Origin of the sequence: Pseudomonas sp. BN415 (assembly GCF_029871195.1) — a bacterium.
Taxonomy (GTDB): domain Bacteria; phylum Pseudomonadota; class Gammaproteobacteria; order Pseudomonadales; family Pseudomonadaceae; genus Metapseudomonas; species Metapseudomonas resinovorans.
Genome location: NZ_SSOK01000061.1, coordinates 481,681 through 501,657, shown reverse-complemented (window position 1 = coordinate 501,657; position 19,977 = coordinate 481,681). Strand labels below are relative to the sequence as shown.

The following is a 19,977-nucleotide window of genomic DNA, read 5'->3' as shown; positions in this document are numbered from 1 at the left end:
GGCGCGCTGGTCTCCCAGCCGCCAAGGGCCACGCAAGGGCCCGGTACAGGATCGCGTCGCTCGCTACGGCAGGCGACCACCCTTCAGGGGGCCTTGGTACAGGCAGGCCGAGGATTCCCCCTTTCTTATTCGGCGCGAAGGCTGACTTCCAACCGCCAGCGCCCATCCTCCGCGGCACCGTGCCAATCACCGTGCAAGGGCCGCGCCGCGACGAATCGCACCATCACACCATGGGTCGATCGCAGCACCTTCCAGCTCACTGGTGCGGTGCCCAGGGTCAGCTGTCCCTTGGCGTTCTGCCCGTCCGCCCCCAGCATCAGCGCATAGGCGCCCTCCAACGCTTCGGCCCGTACCTCGGGCTCATGGTCGAACCAGAGCGTCAAACCACCCTCGCGCACTTCGATGCGCTGCAGATGCACGGGGTCCGGCGCCGTCAGGCGGCCAAGCATCATTCCCACCAGCACGCCGATCAGGGCAAGGGCGAACAAAAAGCGCGGCCACAGGCTCGGTCGCGGGTCATCATCGGGAGTAGAATGCCGCCCGTCTTCGGGCTCGGGGCCACCCATGTTTCACGTCATCCTGTTTCAACCGGAAATTCCGCCGAATACCGGCAACATTATCAGGCTGTGCGCCAATTCTGGCTGCCACCTTCACCTGATCGAACCGCTCGGCTTCGAACTGGACGACAAGCGTCTGCGACGTGCCGGCCTTGACTACCACGAGTACGCCACACTCAAGCGCTACGACGACTTGGAAAGCTGCCTGGAAGCCCTCGGCCACCCCCGGGTATTTGCCTTCACCACCAAGGGTACCAAGCTGTTCCATGAGGTGGCCTTCGAGAAGGGCGACGCCTTCCTCTTCGGCCCGGAAAGCCGTGGGCTGCCCCAAGAGGTCCGTGAAAGCCTGCCCCCGGAACAACGCCTTCGCTTACCGATGCGCCCCAACTGCCGCAGCCTGAACCTGTCGAACACCGTGGCCGTTGCAGTTTACGAGGCCTGGCGGCAGCACGATTTCAGTCTGGAGTGAATGCTGTCCGGCTCTTTGGGTAGGTTGGGCTTTAGGCCACCCTACGGGCCAAGTTCACCGGCCAAAGAAAAAGCGCCCCGAAGGGCGCTTTTTCATGGAGCCTGATAATCAGGCCTGGGCTTCGCCAGCAGTCTGCAGGCGCGCCAGTTCCTGGGCGTACAGGGCGTCGAAGTTCACCGGGGAGAGCATCAGCGCCGGGAAGGAGCCGCGGACAACCAGGCTGTCCAGGGTTTCACGGGCGTAGGGGAACAGAATGTTCGGGCAGAAGGCACCGAGGGTGTGGCTCATGGAGGCCGCGTCGAGACCCTTGATCAGGAAGATACCGGCCTGCTGCACTTCGGCGATGAAGGCGGTTTCTTCACCGTTCTTCACGGTCACGGACAGGGTCAGCACCACTTCATGGAAGTCGCCATCCAACTGCTTCTGACGGGTGTTCAGGTCCAGGGAAACGTTCGGCGCCCACTCCTGACGGAAGATCTCGGGGCTCTTCGGCGCTTCGAAAGACAGATCGCGTACGTAGATGCGCTGCAGGGAGAACTGGGGGTTCTGGTTTTCGGCGTTGCTTGCTTGTTCGGTCATGATTCTGCCTTGTTCTAGTGCGTTTCCGTTTGCGGGCGGGCTTGGAGCAGCGCATCGAGCTTGCCGGCGCGCTCCAGCGCGTACAGGTCGTCACAGCCGCCAACATGGGTCTGGCCGATCCAGATCTGCGGCACCGAGGTGCGCCCGGCCTTGCGGGTCATCTCGGCGCGAATTGCGGGGTTGCCATCGACGCTGATCTCTTCGTAGCGCACGCCCTTGCTGTCCAGCAGGTGCTTGGCGCGGACGCAGAAGGGACACCAGGCGCTCGAATAGACGACGATCTCAGCCATCTCACTTCACCAGCGGCAGGTTGTCGCCACGCCAGGTGCCGATGCCGCCAGACAGCTTGATGGCGTTGAAACCGGCCTTCTTCAGGTCACGGCAGACGGTGCCGGCATGCTGGCCCATGGCGTCGACCACGATGATGGCCTTGTCCTTGTGCTTCTCCAGTTCGGCGATGCGGCTGGCGAGCTTCTCGTACGGGATGTTCAGGGCGTCAACGATGTGGCCACCGGAGAAATCCTTGGTGGCGCGCACGTCCAGGACCACAGCCTGGCCGCCGTTGACCATCGAGGTCAGCTCGCGGGAGGAAATGGCGCGGCCACTGCGGCGCAGTTCATGGGCCAGCAGCAGGGCCAGCAGCACCACGAACGATCCACTCAGTACATAGTGGTTAGTGGCAAATTCAATCAGCTTAGCGAGCATCGTCGGCTTCCGGGACGGTAAAATGCCGGCCAGTATACACAGGCCCACAGGTCGGCCAAAACCCGTCTGGCGGTGACGCCAACGGAACCAGACCGTAGAATGCCGCCTCTTTTTTCCGGGGCCTTGCCCGCAACTTTCCACCCATTGCCGCAGACGAGTCCGACACTATGACAGCCATGCCCAAACCCCTGGTCCTGATCATCCTGGACGGTTTCGGTCACAGTGACAGCCCCGAATACAACGCCATCTATGCCGCCAAGACACCGGTTTACGACCGTCTGCGCGCCACCCAGCCCCATGGCCTGATCTCGGGCAGCGGCATGGATGTCGGCCTGCCGGACGGCCAGATGGGCAACTCCGAGGTCGGCCACATGAACCTGGGTGCCGGCCGCGTGGTGTACCAGGACTTCACCCGTGTGACCAAGGCGATCCGCGACGGCGACTTCTTCAGCAATCCGGAAATCACCGCAGCGGTGGACAAGGCCGTGGCCGCCGGCAAGGCCGTGCACTTCATGGGTTTGCTCTCCGACGGCGGCGTGCATAGCCACCAGGACCACCTGGTCGCCATGGCCGAGCTGGCCGCCCAGCGAGGCGCCGAGAAAATCTACCTGCACGCCTTCCTCGACGGCCGCGACACCCCGCCGAAGAGCGCCGAGCCCTCCATCAAGCTGCTGGACGACGCCTTCGCCCGCCTCGGCAAGGGCCGCATTGCCAGCCTGATCGGCCGCTACTTCGCCATGGACCGCGACAACCGCTGGGACCGCGTCGAAGCCGCCTACAACCTGATCACCGAGGGCCAGGCCGAGTTCTCCGCCGCCAGCGCCGTCGAGGGCCTGGCCGCCGCCTACGAACGCGGAGAGAGCGACGAGTTCGTCAAGGCCACCTGCATCGGCGAGCCTGTGAAGGTGGAAGACGGCGATGCCGTGATCTTCATGAACTTCCGTGCCGACCGCGCCCGTGAACTGTCCCGCGCCTTCGTCGAGCCGGGCTTCAAGGAATTCCCCCGCCAGCGTGAATTGAACCTGGCCGGCTACGTGATGCTGACCCAGTACGCGGCCAGCATCCCCGCCCCCAGCGCCTTCAAGCCGGAATCCCTGAACAACGTGCTGGGCGAGTACCTGGCGAAGAACGGCAAGACCCAACTGCGCATCGCTGAGACCGAGAAGTACGCCCACGTGACCTTCTTCTTCTCCGGCGGCCGCGAAGAGCCCTTCGAAGGCGAAGAGCGCATTCTGATTCCGTCGCCCAAGGTCGCCACCTATGACCTGCAGCCGGAAATGAGCGCCCCCGAGGTCACCGACAAGATCGTCGACGCCATCGAAAACCAACGCTACGACGTGATCGTGGTGAACTACGCCAACGGCGACATGGTTGGCCACACCGGCGTGTTCGAAGCCGCGGTCAAGGCCGTGGAATGCCTGGACAGTTGCGTCGGCCGTATCGTCGAAGCCTTGGACAAGGTCGGCGGCGAAGCACTGATCACCGCCGATCATGGCAACGTCGAGCAGATGGAAGATGAAATGACCGGCCAGGCGCACACCGCGCACACTTGCGAGCCGGTGCCCTTCATCTACGTCGGCAAGCGTCCGGCAACGATCCGCGAAGGCGGCGTGCTGGCCGATGTGGCCCCGACCCTGCTGACCCTGATGGGCCTGCCGGTACCGGCCGAGATGACTGGCAAGACCATCGTCGAGCTGCAATGATCGACGCGGGTCGCCGCCCCGGCGCGGCCCAGGCGTGAATATCTGCGCGCCTTATCAGGAAACGCCCCGAACCACCGGTTCCGGGCGTTTTTTTTGCCCCGCGCCACGGGCATACTAGGCCGGTCCTTTCCCCTGGTGCCCCACCTCCATGTTTCGCGCCCTCGCCCTCGCAATCCTTGCCAGCCTGATCACCCCGGTCATGGCCGACCAGCGCGCCGAAACCCAGCAGCAGCTGGACCGGGCCGCAAAGGACGTGACCGAACTGAAGAAACTCCTGCAGCAACTGCAGCAGGAGAAATCCGGCGTCCAGGCCGACCTGAAGAAAACCGAAACCGAAATGGGCGGCCTCGAGCAGCAGGTCAAGGAGCTGCAACAGGAACTCGAGAAGAGCGAAGGCGAAATCCAGCGCCTGGACGAAGAGAAAAAAAAACTCCAGGGCGCGCGCGCTGAACAACAGCGGCTGATCGGCATCCAGGCCCGCGCCGCCTACCAGAGCGGTCAGCAGGAATACCTCAAGCTGCTGCTGAACCAGCAGCATCCCGAGAAGTTCGCCCGCACCCTCACCTACTACGACTATCTGAGCAAGGCCCGCCTGGAACAGCTTGCCGCGTTCAACGAGACCCTGCGCCAGCTGGCCAACATCGAGCAGGAAATCACTGCCCAGCAAAACCAGCTCAACGAGCAAAAGGCCGCCCTCGATGGCCGTCGCGAGCAACTCGCCGCCACACGCAAGGAGCGCCAGCAGGCTCTGGCCAAGCTCAACCGGGACGTCAGCGACCGGGACAAGAAGCTCAAGGCCCGCCAGCAGGACCAGGCCGAACTGGGCAAGGTGCTCAAGACCATCGAAGAAACCCTGGCCCGTCAGGAGCGTGAGGCCCGTGAGGCCGAGGAAGCCCGCAAGCGCGCGCTCGCCGAACAGCAGCGCGAGCTACGCGAACACCCGGCCGGCAGCCCCGCCAAGGCTAGCAACGGTCCGATGGTATCCAGCACCGGCGGCAACTTCGGCGGCCCCTTCGTCAAAGCCCGTGGCCAACTGCCCTGGCCGGTGGACGGCCGCCTGGTCGCCCGCTTCGGTTCGGCCCGGGGCGGCGACTCCCGCGCCAAGTGGGACGGCGTGCTGATCGGCGCCCCTGAAGGCAGCTCCGTACGCGCCGTGCATGGCGGCCGTGTGGTTTTCGCGGATTGGTTGCGCGGCGCCGGGCTTCTGGTCATTCTCGACCATGGCAACGGTTATCTGAGCCTCTACGGCCACAATCAGCGCCTGCTGAAAAATGCCGGCGATATCGTCAAAGCAGGCGAATCCATCGCCACCGTCGGCACCAGTGGCGGGCAGGACACGCCCGCGCTGTACTTCGCCATACGCCAGCAAGGCCGACCGACCGACCCGGCACAGTGGTGCCGCGCGCAAGGATAGGTCTCATCTAGCAGGAGTTAGTTCGCATGCCGCATCTGTCCCGCCTCACCTCCCTGGCCATGGCACTGGCGCTGCTTGGCGGCGCCCCGCAGCTGCTGGCCGCCGAGGAGCCGGCAAATCTCCCCGCCACGGCGGTGAACGGCAAGGCGCCGCTGCCGCTGGACGAGCTGCGCACCTTCGCCGAGGTGCTGGATCGTATCAAGTCCGCCTACGTCGAGCCGGTGGACGATAAGACGCTGCTGGAGAACGCCATCAAGGGCATGCTCAGCAACCTCGACCCGCACTCGGCCTACCTGGAACCGGAAGACTTCCAGGAGCTGCAGGAAAGCACCAGCGGCGAGTTCGGCGGCCTCGGCATCGAAGTCGGCGCCGAGGATGGCTTCGTCAAAGTGGTCTCGCCCATCGACGACACCCCGGCCTCCAAGGCTGGCATCCAGCCAGGCGATCTGATCGTCAAGATCGACGGCCAGCCGACCAAGGGCATTTCGCTGATGGAAGCGGTGGACAAGATGCGCGGCAAGGCCGGCAGCAAGATCACCCTCACCCTGGTTCGCGATGGCGGCCAGCCCTTCGACGTGGAACTGGTGCGCGCGGCAATCAAGGTCAAGAGCGTGAAGAGCCAACTGCTGGACAAGAGCTACGGCTACTTGCGCATCACCCAGTTCCAGGTCAACACCGGCGAAGAAGTCGGCAAAGCCCTGGCCAAGATGCGCAAGGACAACGGCGGCCGCCTGAGCGGACTGGTCCTGGATCTGCGCAACAACCCTGGCGGCGTACTGCAGGCGGCGGTGGAGGTTTCGGACCACTTTCTGAAGAAAGGCCTGATCGTCTACACCAAGGGCCGTATTGCCAACTCCGAGCTGCGCTTCTCCGCCGACCCGGCCGACGCCAGCGAAGGCGTACCGCTGGTAGTGCTGATCAATGGCGGCAGTGCCTCGGCGGCCGAGATCGTCGCCGGTGCCCTGCAGGACCACAAACGTGGCGTGCTGATGGGCACCGACAGTTTCGGCAAGGGCTCGGTGCAGACTGTGCTGCCGCTGAACAACGACCGCGCCCTGAAACTCACCACCGCGCTCTACTACACCCCCAACGGCCGCTCGATCCAGGCCCAGGGAATCGTTCCGGACATCGAAGTGGCGCGAGCCAAGGTCACCCGCGAGCAGGACGGCGAATCCTTCAAGGAAGCCGATCTCGCCGGCCACCTCGGCAATGGCAACGGCGGTGCCGACCGTCCAAGTTCGAGCAAAAAATCGGCGGAGCCGCGCCCGCAGGATGACGACTTCCAACTGAGCCAGGCCCTCAATCTGCTGAAAGGCCTGAACGTCACCCGCGGAAAGTGACATGAGGTGGGGCACCTGGTTGCTCGCGTTGTGGTTGGGCGCAACGGCAACCGGTGCCTGGGCCGCGCCAACGGCGCACCTGGCCCTGGTGATCGACGACCTTGGTCAAACCCCCGCCCGCGACCGCCGTGTTCTCGCCCTACCCGGCCCGGTGGCGCTTTCCATCCTTCCAGATGCCCCTCACTCCCGTGAACTCGCCGAAGCCGCCCATGCCGCCGGCAAGACGGTGATGCTGCACCTGCCCATGGACCCGGCCGCCGGCCCCTATGCCTGGCGCCCCGAGTTATCCACAGCCGAGCTGGAGAAACGCCTGGACGCGGCCCTGCGCCAAGTGCCTTACGCCCGCGGCCTGAACAACCACATGGGCAGCCGCATGACCGCTCAACGTCCCGCCATGACCTGGCTGATGCATCGCTTGCAACAGGAACACCGCTTCTTTATCGATAGCCGCACCAGCGCCGCCACGGTGGCCGCCGCCGAGGCGCAGAAGGCCGGGCTGGCCAGCCTCTCGCGGGATGTCTTTCTCGATGATGACCAGAGTCCGGCCGCGGTAGCCAAGCAATTCGACGCGGCGCTGGGCTTGGCGCGCAAGCAGGGCTCAGCCCTGATGATCGGCCACCCTCACCCGGCGACCCTGGCGCTGCTAGAACGCGAGCTGCCGCGCCTGAAGGAACGGGGCTTCGAACTGATCGATGTGGAAATGCTGATCGCCCTGCGCGGCAACCGCGCCATGGCGGCCCATGGCAAGGCGGGGGTTTACCGCTAACTCCCCGATGACACCTTGTGGGGGGCGAATTCATTCGCTGTGGGCCGCGAAGCGGCCCCATGATCTCGACGGTCAGGCCTACGGGCCTGATCAGCGAATGAATTCGCCCCCACAGAGAAAGGCGAACCTGCAGCATTGTTACAGATAGTTCTGGGTGATCTCGTCGACGTAGCCGTCGCTGCGCATCTGGTCGAGGGCCTTCTGCAGACGCTCGATGACCTCGTCCGGGGTGTCCTTGTTGAAGGCCAGGTAGAGCTCGGCGCTGTTGAAGCGCAGCACGGTCTGCAGGCCGGTCACGCCTTCCTGCTTGGCCAGGTAACGACCAACGGGATCAGTCGTGGCCCAGAGGTCAATCTGGCCCTTGAGCAGTTTCTTCACGTTCTCCTGGTCACGCAGGGCGTTCTGCGGCGCCATGCCCTGGCTTTCCAGGTGCTGGCTGACGGCATCGTTCTTGTACGCGCCAATGCGGTACTGGGACGCACTCTTCAGGTCCTTTACGCTCAGGTTGTTACCCGGCGCGGCGAGCAGCACCCACTCGGTCTTGGCGATCGGGCCGACCCATTTGAACAGCGGCTGGCGTTCAGCGGTGAAGGTGGTGGAGAACAGGCCATAGCTGGGCTTGTCCAGAGTCAGCCGATACAAGCGATCCCAGGGGAAGCGCAAGGTCAGGCTGTAGTTGATGCCGGCGCGCTTGAACATCTCACGCACGATATCGGTGCTGATGCCATCGATGCCGTCGTCGCGGGCAAAGTTCTTGTCATCCACCGCCATGTTGAAGGGCGGGAAATTCTCGGTGAGCAATACCACCTTGTAATCTGCCGATATTTCGGCGCGCGCCGTGAAGGCGAGGAACATCAGGCCCAGGGTCAGGGCGCGTTGAATCAGCTTCTGCATTGTCATACCGCTCGCTTGAGTTGTGGTTGTGGCTAAGCGGCTTCCTTGCGTGGGCTCCCCACCCACGGACGTACGGCACGACCCGTCCTGCCTTCCATGGCAAGCGACCAGCTTGTGGCCGGTCGCTGAGGTCTCGTTGCTAGGGTTGAAGCACTACCTGTTAGAGGTAGCTGTTCAGTATCTCGTCGACGAAGCCTTCAGCCCGCAGCTGGTCCAGCGCGGCCTGCAGCCTGTTCACCACCTCGTCGGGCACTTCTTTGTTCAGCGCCAGGAACAGCTCGGCCTGGTTGAAACGCAGCACGGTTTTCAGGCCGCCCACGCCTTCCTGCTTGGCCAGATAGCGGCCAGCGGGGTCGCCGGTGGCCCAGAGGTCGATCTGGCCCTTCTCCAGCTTTTTGGCGTTTTCCTGGTCACGCAGGGCGGTGATCGGTTCGAGCTTCTGTTGAGTCAGGTACTCGGCGATGGCATCGCCCTTGTAGGCGCCCACCTTGTACTTGCGCGCATCGTCCAGGCTACCCAGGGCGATCGAGCTGTCGGTGCGAGCCAGCATGATCCAGTCGTCGGGACCGATCGGGCCGACCCATTTGAACGACTGCTCGCGCTCTGGCAGGCGCGCAGTGACGAAGACGCCATAGCCCGGCTTCTCCAGCGCCAGCTTGTAGATGCGATCCCAGGGGAAGCGCAAGGTCAGGCTGTACTTGACCCCGGCACGCTTGAACATTTCACGGACGATGTCGACGGCGATGCCATCGATATTGTCTTCCTGGGCGAAGTTCTTCCCGTTGATCGACATGTTGTAGGGCGGGAAGTTTTCGGTCAGGAGAACGACGCTGTAGTTCTCATCCATTTCGGCACGAGCTGCACCGGCAAACACCATGAGGGTACCGGCCAGCGCCAGCAGCAGGCGTTTCGACATTAGCGATTACCTTCCAGGAGAGATGGGAAATGCGCTGAGCTTAACCCCGTGGGAACGGGGCTCGGGCATCAGCAGCCCAGGCTGCGAAGTCCGTCACGCGAGCAGCCTGGGGCGAATGCTAGGCAAGAATCGTGCTCAGCGCACCAGGATTCCGCGGCTGGCGAGATAGGCCTTGGCCTCGGGTACGGTGTATTCACCGAAGTGGAAGATGCTCGCCGCCAGAACGGCGTCGGCCTTGCCCTCGAGGATGCCAGCAGCCAGGTGCTCAAGATTGCCGACACCGCCGGAGGCAATCACCGGAATGCCGACGGTTTCGCTGATGGCGCGAGTGACGCCCAGGTCATAACCGCTCTTCACGCCATCCTGGTCCATGCTGGTGAGAAGGATCTCACCGGCCCCCAGATCTTCCATTTTCTTCGCCCAGGCCACAGCGTCGAGGCCGGTGGGCTTGCGTCCGCCATGGGTGAAAATTTCCCAGCGCGGCGTTTCCCCGGGGCCGGAGACTTTCTTGGCGTCGATGGCAACCACGATGCACTGGGAGCCGAAACGGGAGGCGGCCTCGCCGACGAACTCCGGCGTGAAGACAGCAGCGGTGTTGATCGACACCTTGTCGGCACCGGCATTGAGCAGGTTGCGGATGTCCTGCACGGTGCGCACGCCGCCTCCCACGGTCAGCGGGATGAACACCTGGCTGGCCATGCGCTCCACCGTGTGCAAGGTGGTATCGCGGCCGTCGACGCTAGCAGTGATGTCGAGGAAGGTGATCTCGTCGGCGCCCTGCTCATCGTAGCGACGGGCGATTTCCACCGGGTCGCCGGCGTCGCGGATGTTCTCGAACTTGACGCCCTTGACCACGCGGCCGTTGTCCACGTCGAGGCAGGGGATGATGCGTTTTGCCAGTGCCATAACATTGCTCTCGTAGGATGGGTCGGACGGCGTTCCGCGGAGCGCAGCGATACCCATCGATCTGTCAGTAGTTGATGGGTTGCGCCGCTGCGCGGCTAACCCATCCTACGGCTCTCGGCCAGCGAGGGCTTCAGCGTAATGATCAGCCCTTGTAGCTGTCGCAGAAGGCCTGGGCCTCGGCGACGTCCAGGGTGCCTTCGTAGATGGCACGGCCAGTAATGGCGCCGATGATGCCGGGGGCCTTGGCGACCAGCAGCTTCTCGATGTCGCCGAGGTTGTGGATACCGCCCGACGCGATCACCGGGATGCGGCTGGCAGCGGCCAGGGCCGCAGTGGCCTCGACGTTACAGCCCTGCATCATCCCGTCCTTGGCGATGTCGGTGTAGACGATGGCGGAGACGCCATCGGCCTCGAAGCGCCTGGCCAGGTCCACGGCCTGCACGCTGCTGACCTCGGCCCAACCGTCGGTGGCGACGAATCCGTCCTTGGCATCCAGGCCCACGATGACCTTGCCAGGGAAGGCCTTGCAGGCCTCGGTGACGAACTCGGGTTCTTTCACTGCCTTGGTGCCAATGATCACGTAGCTGACGCCAGCCTTGACGTAGTGCTCGATGGTTTCCAGGGAGCGAATGCCGCCGCCGATCTGGATCGGCAGGTTCGGGTAGCGCTTGGCGATGGCGGTGACCACTTCACCGTTCACCGGCTTGCCTTCGAAGGCGCCGTTCAGATCCACCAGGTGCAGGCGACGGCAGCCGCCTTCTACCCACTTGGCGGCCATGCTTACCGGGTCGTCGGAGAACACGGTGGAGTCTTCCATGCGGCCTTGGCGCAGACGCACGCAGGCGCCGTCCTTCAGATCGATAGCGGGGATAATCAGCATCGGTTCAACCTGTTCGAAGTCAGTGGAATCGGCTTGGCGCTCAGCTTTTCTCAAGCGCCCACAAGTCACTCTCGATGCTTTCGAACCTGTCCGTCAGGTGCGCTTGCACATCGGAGATCGCCTTGTTGTAGAAATGTGGTGCGAATTCCCGGGCGAAGAAGTCAAGTACTTCCTCGGCCTCGAAGGAACCAAGCTCCAGCTCGAAGCGATCGGCCATGAAACGCTTGATCGCCAGCACCGCGCCCTGGGCCTGGGCGGCGTCGAGTTGCAGGCTCGGGGTCTTCTTCGCGCGGCTCATCGGTTTACCAGCGACCATCCCAGGCGGCGAAGTTCTGCAGCAGCTGCAGGCCGTGGGTGTGGCTTTTTTCCGGATGGAACTGCACGGCGAAGCGCGAGCCTTCGGCCAGCGCGGCAGCGAAGTCCTTACCGTAGTGACCGCGGCCGACTACCTGGGCAGGGTTGCCGGCCTCGATGTAGTAGCTGTGCACGAAGTAGAAGCGCGCCCGGTCAGGGATGTTGTGCCAAAGCGGGTGGGCGACAGTCTGTTCCACCTCGTTCCAGCCCATGTGCGGCACTTTCAGGTGCTCGCCATTTTCCACCAGGTCCTTGCCGAAGAAGCGCACCTGGCCAGGGAACAGGCCAATGCAGTCGACCCCGTCGTTCTCCTCGCTGCGTTCCAGCAGTGCCTGCATGCCGACGCAGATGCCGAGGAACGGACGATCGCGACTGACCTCGCGCACCAGCTCGTCGAAGCCCAGGCGACGGATCTCCGCCATGCAATCGCGGATGGCGCCCACGCCAGGAAACACTACCCGGTCGGCTTCACGGATCACGCTGGCATCACTGCTGACCAGCACGCGGCCGGCACCGACGTGTTCCAGGGCCTTGGCAACCGAGTGCAGGTTGCCCATGCCGTAGTCGATGACTGCAACCGTCTGCATCAGAGCACGCCCTTGGTGGAGGGCATCTGGCCAGCCATGCGCGGGTCCCGCTCGACGGCCATGCGCAGGGCGCGGCCGAAGGCCTTGAACACGGTTTCGATCTGGTGATGGGTGTTATGGCCACGCAGGTTGTCGATGTGCAGGCTCACCAGGGCGTGGTTGACGAAGCCCTGGAAGAACTCCTGGAACAGGTCGACATCGAAGCCACCGACCACGGCGCGGGTGAAAGGCACGTGCATCTGCAGGCCGGGGCGACCGGAGAAGTCGATGACCACGCGGGACAGGGCTTCATCCAGCGGCACATAGGAATGGCCGTAGCGGACGATACCCTTCTTGTCGCCAATGGCCTGCGTGAAGGCCTGGCCGAGGGTAATGCCGACGTCTTCCACGGTGTGGTGGTCGTCGATATGCAGATCGCCCTTGCACTCGATGTCCAGGTCGATCAGGCCGTGACGGGCAATCTGGTCGAGCATGTGCTCAAGGAAAGGTACGCCGATATCGAAGCGCGCCTTGCCAGTGCCATCAAGATTGATCGAGACCTTGATCTGGGTTTCCAGGGTATTTCGTTCGACGGATGCCGTACGTTCGGCCATCACCAGCTCCACAAAAGGCTCACAAAAAAGAGCGCCATTATAGGCCGCCGGCCGCTGGCGCGGCTACCGACGACGGTCGGCGGGGTTTACACTGCCGAGCCGCGTCCGCAATGCCCTCCAGGAACCCCCATGCCCGTGATCGTAGAGACCCTGAATTGCCCGTCCGAGCTGGATCGCGGCGACCTGGCAAAAATTTACGCCGATGCTCCGGACTGGCTGCTGGCGCCCTACGCCAATGCGACGGAACTGGTGGAACGCGGCCTGGCCGACGGCCTGCTGGTGGCCGGGCGTTTCAACGATCGCCTGCTCGGCGCAGCGCTGATCGAGCGCGGGGAGCAGCACTGGCGGTTGTCCCACCTCTGCGTACGCAAGGTCACCCGCCATCGCGGCGTCGCCCGTCGCCTGGTTGAGGAAAGCGCTCGCCTGGCGCGGGAAGCAGGCAGATCGCTGGCCCTGGCCGCTCCAGAGGGCCATCTGGAAAGCCAGGCCCTCGCTGCGCGCTTGCACCTGCCGCTGGAAAGGCTCTGACGCCTGAGCTGAACCGACAGCGCAAATCACCATCAAAAGTCCCTGACCAGGGCGCCGAACCCCCACGCCGCTGCACGCCATGACTGATGGCCCGGCGCTATACTCGGCACCTTCAATTCACACGATCCATCACAAGGACTGGCCAATGAAAGCCTTCGGAAAAATCCTGGGCCTCATCTTCCTCGGGCTGTTGCTGATCATAGTGGCCCTGGGCTTCGCCCTGACCCACCTGTTCGACCCGAACGATTACAAGGACGAGATTCAACAACTGGCCCGCGACAAGGCCAACCTCGAACTGACCCTAAACGGCGACATCGGCTGGAGCCTGTTCCCCTGGCTCGGCCTCGAACTGCACCAGGCGACCCTGGCCAGCGCCGCCAGCCCGGAAAAGCCCTTCGCCAACCTCGACATGATCGGCCTGTCGGTGCGCGTACTGCCGCTGCTGCGTCGCGAGGTGCAGATGAGCGACATCCGCGTCGAAGGCCTCAATCTCGACCTGCAGCGCGACGACAAGGGCCACGGCAATTGGGAGGATATCGGCCGCCCGGCGAAGGCTCCGGAAACTGCCCACGCCGGCACGCCGACCAGCCCCGCTCCGACCGACGGCGCCCAGCAGGCGCCCGCTAGCGAAGAACCAGCGCGCCCGGTCAAGCTGGATATCGACAGCCTCACCGTGCGCAATGCGCGCATCGACTACAGCGATGCCAAGAGCGGTCAGCAGTTCAACGCCGAAGGCATCGAACTGGTCACCGGTGCCATCCGCGAGGGGGCCAGCATTCCGGTCAAACTCAGTGCCTTCTTTGGCACCAACCAGCCGGTGCTGCGCGCCAAGACCGAACTCACTACCAACTTGCGCTTCGAGCGCGCGCTCAAACGCTACCAGCTCGAGGACCTGAAGCTGAACGGCGAAGCGTCTGGAGAACCCTTCAAGGGCAAGACCCTGACCTTCAACGCCCAGGGCCAACTGCTGGCCGATCTCGCCGCCAATATCGCCGAGTGGAACAGCCTCAAGCTCTCCGCCAACCAACTGCGCGCACTCGGTGAACTCAAGGTGCATGACCTGAACAAGGGCGCACGCCTGGAGGGCGGGTTGTCCATCGCCCCGCTCAACCTGCGGGAGTTCCTGACCGGCATCGGCGTCGAGTTGCCGCCGATGAGCGACGCCACCACGCTGCAGAAATTCGAGCTGGTCACCAAACTGGGCGGCAGCCCCAACAGCCTCGCCCTCGAAGGCCTCAACCTGAAACTGGACGACAGCAGCTTCAGCGGCCGCCTGGCCGTGGCCGACTTCGCCCAAAAGGCCGTGCGCATCCAGCTCAAGGGCGACAAGCTCGACCTCGACCGCTACCTGCCACCCAAGTCCAAGGCCAAGCAGGAAGCCCAGACCGCCCGCCAGGCTGAAGTAAAGCCTGCTGTAGCTGCCGCGAGCCAAGGCACCACGCCGCTACCAAACGCGCCAACCCAGGCTGCCTGGAGTGAAGCGCCGGTACTGCCAGTGGACCAATTGCGCAAGGTCGATCTGCAAGCCACGCTGAACCTCGGCCAGTTCACCGTCAACAAACTGCCTCTGGATGATGTCAGCCTCAAGGCCAGCGGCAAGGGAGGCCTGCTAATCCTTGAAGACCTGCGTGGCGGCCTGCTCGGCGGCAACTTCCAGGCCAACGCGCAAATCGACGCGCGTCCGGCAGTACCGCTGCTCAAGGCCCACAAACGCATCAGCAACGTGCCGGTGGAGAAGCTCCTCCAGGCACAGGAGCAGAAGCCACCGGTGCGTGGCCTGCTGGACATGACCGCTGACATCACCAGCAGCGGCAACAGCCAGAAGGCCTGGATTGACGGCCTCAATGGCACCGCCAGCTTCGCCCTGAACGACGGCGCACTGCTCGACGCCAACCTCGAACAGCAACTCTGCCAAGGCATCGCCACCCTCAACCGCAAAACGCTGAGCAGCACGCGCAGCGGCAGCGAGACCCCCTTCCGCGAGCTCAAGGGCTCGCTCACCTTCAATAATGGCGTAGCCAACAACCCTGACCTGCGCGCCAGCATTCCCGGTCTCAACGTCAAGGGTGATGGCGCCGTCGACTTGCGCGTGCTCGGTCTGGATTACCGAATCGGTGTAGTCATCGAAGGCGACAAGAGCGCGATGCCGGACCCGGCCTGCCAGGTCAACGAACGCTATGTCGGCATCGAGTGGCCACTGCGCTGCCGTGGCCCGCTGGAACTGGGCGCCAAAGCCTGCCGCCTGGACAAGGACGGTATGGGCAAGGTGGCCGCCAGGCTGACCGGCGACAAACTCAACGAGAAGCTCGAAGAGAAGCTGGGCGACAAGGTCAGCCCGGAGCTGAAAGACGCGCTCAAGGGGTTGTTCAAGCAATGACCCCCGAGCAGTTCTCCGGCGCCGTGCTCGACTGGTACGACAGCCACGGCCGCAAGGACCTGCCCTGGCAGCAGGGCATCACCCCCTACCGCGTCTGGGTGTCCGAAATCATGCTGCAACAGACCCAGGTCAGCACCGTCCTGGGCTACTTCGATCGCTTCATGGAGGCCCTGCCTACCGTGCAGGCGCTGGCAGCCGCACCGGAAGACGAAGTACTGCACCTCTGGACCGGCCTCGGCTACTACACTCGCGCCCGCAACCTGCAGAAGACCGCGAAGCAGGTAGTGGCCGATTACGGCGGCCACTTCCCCTGCGACGTCGATCAACTGGCGGAGCTGCCTGGCATTGGTCGCTCCACCGCCGGCGCCATCGCCAGCCTGTCCATGGGCCTGCGAGCACCGATCCTCGACGGCAACGTCAAGCGCGTCCTGGCCCGCTATGTTGCGCAGGACGGCTACCCGGGCGAGCCGAAAGTGGCAAAGCAGCTCTGGGACGTGGCCGAGCGCTTCACTCCACACGCACGGGTCAACAACTACACCCAGGCGATGATGGATCTGGGTGCCACCCTCTGCACCCGCAGCAAGCCCAGCTGCCTGCTCTGCCCACTGCAAAGCGGCTGCCGCGCACATCAGCTAGGCCGGGAGACCGACTACCCCGTACCAAAACCGCGCAAGGCCCTGCCGCAAAAGCGCACGCTGATGCCCCTACTGGCCAACCGCGATGGCTCCATCCTGCTTTACCGCCGGCCATCAAGCGGGCTCTGGGGCGGACTCTGGAGTCTTCCGGAACTGGACGATCTCGACGCCCTCGCCCCGCTGGCCAACCAGCATTCGTTGCAGCTCGGCGAGCGCCGCGAACTGCCCGGCCTGACCCACACCTTCAGTCATTTCCAACTGGCCATCGAACCCTGGCTGGTGGCCGTGGAGGGCAGCGTCCCCGTCGTGGCCGAGGGCGACTGGCTCTGGTATAACCTCGCCACCCCGCCGCGCCTGGGGCTCGCCGCCCCGGTGAAAAAGCTGCTCAAGCGCGCGGCCGATGTATTGAATGCAGGAGAACCGCGATGACCCGCACCATCATGTGCCGCAAGTACAAAGAGGAACTGCCGGGCCTGGAGCGTCCGCCATATCCGGGCGCCAAGGGCGAGGACATCTTCAACAACATCTCGAAGAAGGCCTGGGATGAGTGGCAGGCGCATCAGACCATGCTGATCAACGAGCGCCGCCTGAACATGATGAACGCCGAGGACCGCAAGTTCCTCCAGGCCGAAATGGACAAGTTTTTCTCGGGCGAGGACTACGCCCAAGCCGAAGGTTATGTCCCCCCGAGCGCGTAAGCACCCGTAATAACTAAAATTTTTTCAGAAGGGTGTTGACGAGGGGCCGCTTAATCCGTTTAATAGCGCCCCGTTGCCCAGGTAGCTCAGTCGGTAGAGCAGGGGATTGAAAATCCCCGTGTCGGCGGTTCGATTCCGTCCCTGGGCACCACTAATACCGTCAAAAAGCCCCAGCCATGTGCTGGGGCTTTTTGTTTTCAGCCCCTCACACCGCTGTCGCGCACAATGCGAACGGCGCTGCTAACCTCACTGCGAAGCACCTCGAGGCGGCCTGCAAGGGAGCCCAACCCGAGGACACCGGGGGGACCGTATGAAGGGAATCGTCTTCAACCTGCTCGAAGAAGTGGTTACCCGGCACCAGGGTGAGGATGCCTGGGACGCCCTGCTGGAAAGCACCGGCCTGAGCGGCGTTTACACAGCTCTCGGCAGCTACCCCGACGAACACATCTACCGCCTGGCGGCAGCCGCCGCCGAGACGCTCGCCATGGCGCCCTTCGAGGTGCTGCGCTGGTTCGGCCGCGAGGCCATGCCGTCCCTGGCCAATCGCTACCCAGCCTACTTCGATGCCCACAGTTCGACGCGTCCCTTCATTCTCAGCGTCAACCAGATCATCCACCCCGAAGTCCGCATGATCTATCCGGGAGCGGATGTCCCCACCTTCGGTTTTCGCGACGAGCCCGAGGGCACGCTGATTATGACCTACCGCTCGCCACGTCGACTCTGCGCACTGGCCCATGGCTTCATCGAGGGTGCGGCAGTGCATTTTGGCGAGACCCTCGGCGTCGACCACCTCACCTGCATGCACCGGGGCGATGTCGAGTGCCGCTGCCGTATCACCTTCCACGGCAAGCGCCGGGGCTGAATGGCCATGGACGGCGCACCGCGCAATCCGGAAGCGGACAAACTGCGCCGTCGCCTGCAGCGTGAACACCAGGCGCGCCTGGAAGCGGAACAGATCGCCGAACACGGCCTGCGCGAGCTTTATGAAAAGAAGCAGCAATTGCAGTTGCTGGAATCCATCGCAGACGCCGCCAACGCTGCCGCGTCGGTAGCCGACGGCCTCAGCTTCACAGTGTCCAGCGTCTGCCAGTACACCGGCTGGCAGATCGGCCACGCCTACGTGACCGAGCATGTCGAAGGCGAAGCGCGGCTGCGCTCGGCCTCCATCTGGCACTTCGCTGACGAGCAACGCTTCCGGGATTTCCGCCAGGTGACCGAGTCCCTGGTGTTCCCGCCGGGCTACGGCCTGCCGGGCCGAGTGCTCAGCAACGGTGACCCGGCATGGATCTCCGACATCAGTCAGGTCCCGGATTTCTGCCGCGTATACGCCGCCGGGCAAGCAGGCCTCAGGGCTGCAGCCGCATTTCCGGTACTCGTGGGCAGCGAGGTGGTCGGCGTGCTGGAGTTCTTTGCCGGCAGCGTGCTGGAGCCCGATGAAAAGCTGCTGCACCTGATGGCACAAATTGGCGTGCAGATGGGCCGAGTAGTGGAACGCAAGCGCGCCGAAGAGCAACTGGTCGACGCCTTCCACGATCCACTCACCGGCCTGCCCAATCGCACCCTCTTCTCCGATCGCCTGTCCCGGGCCGTCGCCCGCTGCAACCGCCATCGCGAAGCGGCCTTCGCGGTGCTGTTCATCGACCTCGACCGCTTCAAGCTGGTGAACGACAGCCTCGGACACCTGGCCGGCGACTTGCTGATCATCCAGGTCGCCACGCGCCTGGGAGGCTGCCTTCGACAGACCGACACGCTCGCGCGCATGGGGGGCGACGAGTTCACTATCCTGCTGGACTGCATCGGCAACCCCGACGCACCAACAAAGGTCGCCGAACGCATCCTGGACACCCTGGAGCCGCCCTTCCTGATCAACGGCGAGCAGCTCTACATCAGCGCCAGCATCGGCATCGCCCCCAGCGACCTGGGTTACGAATCGGCCGAAGAGATCCTGCGCCATGCCGACCTCGCCATGTACCGCGCGAAGACGCTGGGCAAGCACCGCTACGAGATGTTCGACCACAGCCTGCACGACGTGGCGGTGGGTCGCCTGACCCTGGAAACGCGCCTGCGCAACGCCCTGCAGAATGGCGAGTTCGTTCTCCACTACCAACCCATCGTGAGCCTGGCCAGCGGACATCTGGTGGGCGTGGAAGCCCTGGTGCGCTGGCAGGAGCCAGGGGGAGCGCTGATCTACCCAGGCGACTTCATCCAGGTCACCGAAGACACCGGCCTTATCCTGCCCCTCGGCTTGTGGGTGCTGCGCGAAGCCTGCCGCAGCATGGCCCGCTGGCACCAGGAGTTCCCAAGCCCGCCCCCCCTGACGGTGAGCATCAACCTCTCTGCCCGGCAGTTCGCCCAGCACGACCTGGTCGTCCAGGTGGCGGCCATCATCGCCGAGACCGGCATCCGCCCGGAGTGCGTACGCCTGGAAATCACCGAGAGCGTATCCATGGCCGACTCCGAACGGACCATTACCGTGCTAAAGCAACTTCATGATCTGGGGGTACGAATCAGCATCGATGACTTCGGTACCGGTTACTCCTCCCTCAGCTACCTACACCGTTTCCACCTGGACGCCCTGAAGATCGACCGCTCCTTCCTGACCCAGCTCGACCAATGCGAGGAGAGCTTGCAGATCGTGCATACAATTCTCAACCTGGCACGCAACCTGGGGCTCGAAGTGGTCGCCGAGGGTGTCGAAACCGAACGGCACCTGATGATTCTCAAGTCCCTGGGCTGCGACTTTGGCCAGGGTTACTACTTCGCCCGGCCACTGCCAGAGTCCAGCCTCGCCAAACTGCTTGGAGATAGACCGCAGCCGGATGAACAAACCGCGACCGATCCTGGCGCTTTCGTCGCGCCAACCGAGTAACCAGTTGATCACAAAGGAAAAAGGCAAAGGATCGGCGCAAAGGCGCGATATCCGGGCATTTCGGCACGAGCGCCGCAAGTTTTTGCTACCGCGACAAGCAACTGCAGCGATGCGACAAACTCGCCCACAGAACCCTCCAGGGGCTCTCCGTCGGCTTTCACCTGGCAAAGCGCTATGCTAGCTTCCCCTCGCCAGGAAGGCCGCCCC

22 protein-coding genes and 1 tRNA gene are annotated in these 19,977 nt (G+C 63.8%); 12 read left to right on the top strand and 11 right to left on the bottom strand.

Annotation, left to right across the window (positions count from 1 at the left end):
- Positions 1–125: 125 nt before the first annotated feature.
- A complete protein-coding gene (locus tag E8F20_RS20725) occupies positions 126–566 on the bottom strand; it encodes a hypothetical protein (protein ID WP_028629868.1) in 441 nt (146 codons plus the stop codon).
- On the opposite strand from E8F20_RS20725, the gene trmL reads away from it, so the two are divergent.
- Positions 565–1,026 carry a tRNA (uridine(34)/cytosine(34)/5-carboxymethylaminomethyluridine(34)-2'-O)-methyltransferase TrmL gene (trmL, locus tag E8F20_RS20720; protein WP_280285407.1) on the top strand — a complete coding sequence of 154 codons (462 nt, stop codon included), beginning with the start codon at positions 565–567 and terminating at the stop codon, positions 1,024–1,026. The two genes, E8F20_RS20725 and trmL, sit on opposite strands and share 2 nt — an antisense overlap.
- Before the next feature lie 108 nt (positions 1,027–1,134).
- On the opposite strand, the gene secB is transcribed toward trmL, so the two are convergent.
- Genes secB through E8F20_RS20705 form a run of 3 tightly spaced genes read right to left on the bottom strand, consistent with a single transcriptional unit; the run spans position 1,135 to position 2,310 of the window.
- Positions 1,135–1,605 carry a protein-export chaperone SecB gene (gene secB / locus E8F20_RS20715; protein WP_280285406.1) on the bottom strand — a complete coding sequence of 157 codons (471 nt, stop codon included), beginning with the start codon at positions 1,603–1,605 and terminating at the stop codon, positions 1,135–1,137.
- Between the two features lie 14 nt (positions 1,606–1,619).
- Positions 1,620–1,895 carry a glutaredoxin 3 gene (grxC, locus tag E8F20_RS20710; protein ID WP_028629871.1) on the bottom strand — a complete coding sequence of 92 codons (276 nt, stop codon included), beginning with the start codon at positions 1,893–1,895 and terminating at the stop codon, positions 1,620–1,622.
- Between the two features lies 1 nt (position 1,896).
- Positions 1,897–2,310 carry a rhodanese-like domain-containing protein gene (locus tag E8F20_RS20705; protein ID WP_280285405.1) on the bottom strand — a complete coding sequence of 138 codons (414 nt, stop codon included), beginning with the start codon at positions 2,308–2,310 and terminating at the stop codon, positions 1,897–1,899.
- A gap of 167 nt (positions 2,311–2,477) precedes the next feature.
- On the opposite strand from E8F20_RS20705, the gene gpmI reads away from it, so the two are divergent.
- The 4 genes from gpmI to E8F20_RS20685 all read left to right on the top strand — a co-directional run bounded on the left by gpmI (position 2,478) and on the right by E8F20_RS20685 (position 7,533).
- A complete protein-coding gene (gene gpmI / locus E8F20_RS20700) occupies positions 2,478–4,013 on the top strand; it encodes a 2,3-bisphosphoglycerate-independent phosphoglycerate mutase (protein ID WP_280285404.1) in 1,536 nt (511 codons plus the stop codon).
- Positions 4,014–4,161: 148 nt separating this feature from the next.
- Positions 4,162–5,427: a murein hydrolase activator EnvC gene (locus tag E8F20_RS20695; RefSeq protein ID WP_280285403.1), complete on the top strand. Its 1,266-nt coding sequence runs from the start codon at positions 4,162–4,164 to the stop codon at positions 5,425–5,427.
- Between the two features lie 26 nt (positions 5,428–5,453).
- On the top strand, positions 5,454–6,767 hold the full coding sequence (locus E8F20_RS20690; RefSeq protein ID WP_280285402.1) for a S41 family peptidase: 1,314 nt from the start codon (positions 5,454–5,456) through the stop codon (positions 6,765–6,767).
- Between the two features lies 1 nt (position 6,768).
- On the top strand, positions 6,769–7,533 hold the full coding sequence (locus tag E8F20_RS20685; RefSeq protein ID WP_280285401.1) for a divergent polysaccharide deacetylase family protein: 765 nt from the start codon (positions 6,769–6,771) through the stop codon (positions 7,531–7,533).
- Positions 7,534–7,671: 138 nt separating this feature from the next.
- Here the strand turns inward: E8F20_RS20685 and E8F20_RS20680 are convergent, their stop codons facing one another.
- From E8F20_RS20680 to hisB, 7 genes are all read right to left on the bottom strand, one after another.
- Positions 7,672–8,427, bottom strand: a complete 756-nt coding sequence (locus E8F20_RS20680) for an ABC transporter substrate-binding protein (protein WP_280285400.1) — start codon at positions 8,425–8,427, stop codon at positions 7,672–7,674.
- 160 nt (positions 8,428–8,587) lie between these two features.
- Positions 8,588–9,343, bottom strand: coding sequence for an ABC transporter substrate-binding protein (locus E8F20_RS20675; protein WP_280285399.1), 756 nt, complete (start codon positions 9,341–9,343; stop codon positions 8,588–8,590).
- A 135-nt stretch (positions 9,344–9,478) separates the two neighbouring features.
- Entirely contained in the window at positions 9,479–10,249 is a 771-nt protein-coding gene (hisF, locus tag E8F20_RS20670; RefSeq protein ID WP_028629879.1) for an imidazole glycerol phosphate synthase subunit HisF, read from the bottom strand.
- Positions 10,250–10,391: 142 nt separating this feature from the next.
- A complete protein-coding gene (hisA, locus tag E8F20_RS20665) occupies positions 10,392–11,129 on the bottom strand; it encodes a 1-(5-phosphoribosyl)-5-[(5-phosphoribosylamino)methylideneamino]imidazole-4-carboxamide isomerase (RefSeq protein WP_280285397.1) in 738 nt (245 codons plus the stop codon).
- A 40-nt stretch (positions 11,130–11,169) separates the two neighbouring features.
- A complete protein-coding gene (locus E8F20_RS20660) occupies positions 11,170–11,427 on the bottom strand; it encodes a DUF2164 domain-containing protein (protein ID WP_280285396.1) in 258 nt (85 codons plus the stop codon).
- A gap of 4 nt (positions 11,428–11,431) precedes the next feature.
- Positions 11,432–12,070 carry an imidazole glycerol phosphate synthase subunit HisH gene (gene hisH, locus E8F20_RS20655; protein WP_280285395.1) on the bottom strand — a complete coding sequence of 213 codons (639 nt, stop codon included), beginning with the start codon at positions 12,068–12,070 and terminating at the stop codon, positions 11,432–11,434.
- On the bottom strand, positions 12,070–12,663 hold the full coding sequence (gene hisB / locus E8F20_RS20650) for an imidazoleglycerol-phosphate dehydratase HisB (protein WP_028629882.1): 594 nt from the start codon (positions 12,661–12,663) through the stop codon (positions 12,070–12,072). The genes hisH and hisB overlap by 1 nt, the downstream gene beginning before the upstream one ends.
- 129 nt (positions 12,664–12,792) lie before the next feature.
- Between hisB and E8F20_RS20645 the strand changes: the two genes are divergently transcribed.
- From E8F20_RS20645 to E8F20_RS20615, 7 genes are all read left to right on the top strand, one after another.
- On the top strand, positions 12,793–13,191 hold the full coding sequence (locus E8F20_RS20645; RefSeq protein ID WP_280285394.1) for an acetyl-CoA sensor PanZ family protein: 399 nt from the start codon (positions 12,793–12,795) through the stop codon (positions 13,189–13,191).
- A gap of 145 nt (positions 13,192–13,336) precedes the next feature.
- Complete coding sequence (locus E8F20_RS20640) at positions 13,337–15,568, top strand: AsmA family protein (RefSeq protein ID WP_280285393.1); 2,232 nt, start codon at positions 13,337–13,339, stop codon at positions 15,566–15,568.
- Positions 15,565–16,632, top strand: a complete 1,068-nt coding sequence (gene mutY, locus E8F20_RS20635; protein ID WP_280285392.1) for an A/G-specific adenine glycosylase — start codon at positions 15,565–15,567, stop codon at positions 16,630–16,632. The genes E8F20_RS20640 and mutY overlap by 4 nt, the downstream gene beginning before the upstream one ends.
- On the top strand, positions 16,629–16,901 hold the full coding sequence (locus E8F20_RS20630) for an oxidative damage protection protein (protein WP_028629886.1): 273 nt from the start codon (positions 16,629–16,631) through the stop codon (positions 16,899–16,901). The genes mutY and E8F20_RS20630 overlap by 4 nt, the downstream gene beginning before the upstream one ends.
- Before the next feature lie 75 nt (positions 16,902–16,976).
- Positions 16,977–17,052, top strand: a tRNA-Phe gene (locus E8F20_RS20625).
- Between the two features lie 159 nt (positions 17,053–17,211).
- Positions 17,212–17,763: a heme NO-binding domain-containing protein gene (locus E8F20_RS20620; RefSeq protein ID WP_280285391.1), complete on the top strand. Its 552-nt coding sequence runs from the start codon at positions 17,212–17,214 to the stop codon at positions 17,761–17,763.
- Between the two features lie 6 nt (positions 17,764–17,769).
- Positions 17,770–19,770 (top strand): EAL domain-containing protein, encoded by a 2,001-nt coding sequence (locus tag E8F20_RS20615; RefSeq protein ID WP_280285390.1) that lies wholly within the window; start codon positions 17,770–17,772, stop codon positions 19,768–19,770.
- Positions 19,771–19,977: the final 207 nt, after the last annotated feature.

Coding starts and splice junctions, on each gene's coding strand:
- trmL (WP_280285407.1), top strand. CDS start 565: ATGTTTCACGTCATCCTGTTTCAACCGGAAATTCCGCCGAATACCGGC.
- E8F20_RS20725 (WP_028629868.1), bottom strand. CDS start 566: ATGGGTGGCCCCGAGCCCGAAGACGGGCGGCATTCTACTCCCGATGAT.
- secB (WP_280285406.1), bottom strand. CDS start 1,605: ATGACCGAACAAGCAAGCAACGCCGAAAACCAGAACCCCCAGTTCTCC.
- grxC (WP_028629871.1), bottom strand. CDS start 1,895: ATGGCTGAGATCGTCGTCTATTCGAGCGCCTGGTGTCCCTTCTGCGTC.
- E8F20_RS20705 (WP_280285405.1), bottom strand. CDS start 2,310: ATGCTCGCTAAGCTGATTGAATTTGCCACTAACCACTATGTACTGAGT.
- gpmI (WP_280285404.1), top strand. CDS start 2,478: ATGACAGCCATGCCCAAACCCCTGGTCCTGATCATCCTGGACGGTTTC.
- E8F20_RS20695 (WP_280285403.1), top strand. CDS start 4,162: ATGTTTCGCGCCCTCGCCCTCGCAATCCTTGCCAGCCTGATCACCCCG.
- E8F20_RS20690 (WP_280285402.1), top strand. CDS start 5,454: ATGCCGCATCTGTCCCGCCTCACCTCCCTGGCCATGGCACTGGCGCTG.
- E8F20_RS20685 (WP_280285401.1), top strand. CDS start 6,769: ATGAGGTGGGGCACCTGGTTGCTCGCGTTGTGGTTGGGCGCAACGGCA.
- E8F20_RS20680 (WP_280285400.1), bottom strand. CDS start 8,427: ATGCAGAAGCTGATTCAACGCGCCCTGACCCTGGGCCTGATGTTCCTC.
- E8F20_RS20675 (WP_280285399.1), bottom strand. CDS start 9,343: ATGTCGAAACGCCTGCTGCTGGCGCTGGCCGGTACCCTCATGGTGTTT.
- hisF (WP_028629879.1), bottom strand. CDS start 10,249: ATGGCACTGGCAAAACGCATCATCCCCTGCCTCGACGTGGACAACGGC.
- hisA (WP_280285397.1), bottom strand. CDS start 11,129: ATGCTGATTATCCCCGCTATCGATCTGAAGGACGGCGCCTGCGTGCGT.
- E8F20_RS20660 (WP_280285396.1), bottom strand. CDS start 11,427: ATGAGCCGCGCGAAGAAGACCCCGAGCCTGCAACTCGACGCCGCCCAG.
- hisH (WP_280285395.1), bottom strand. CDS start 12,070: ATGCAGACGGTTGCAGTCATCGACTACGGCATGGGCAACCTGCACTCG.
- hisB (WP_028629882.1), bottom strand. CDS start 12,663: ATGGCCGAACGTACGGCATCCGTCGAACGAAATACCCTGGAAACCCAG.
- E8F20_RS20645 (WP_280285394.1), top strand. CDS start 12,793: ATGCCCGTGATCGTAGAGACCCTGAATTGCCCGTCCGAGCTGGATCGC.
- E8F20_RS20640 (WP_280285393.1), top strand. CDS start 13,337: ATGAAAGCCTTCGGAAAAATCCTGGGCCTCATCTTCCTCGGGCTGTTG.
- mutY (WP_280285392.1), top strand. CDS start 15,565: ATGACCCCCGAGCAGTTCTCCGGCGCCGTGCTCGACTGGTACGACAGC.
- E8F20_RS20630 (WP_028629886.1), top strand. CDS start 16,629: ATGACCCGCACCATCATGTGCCGCAAGTACAAAGAGGAACTGCCGGGC.
- E8F20_RS20620 (WP_280285391.1), top strand. CDS start 17,212: ATGAAGGGAATCGTCTTCAACCTGCTCGAAGAAGTGGTTACCCGGCAC.
- E8F20_RS20615 (WP_280285390.1), top strand. CDS start 17,770: ATGGACGGCGCACCGCGCAATCCGGAAGCGGACAAACTGCGCCGTCGC.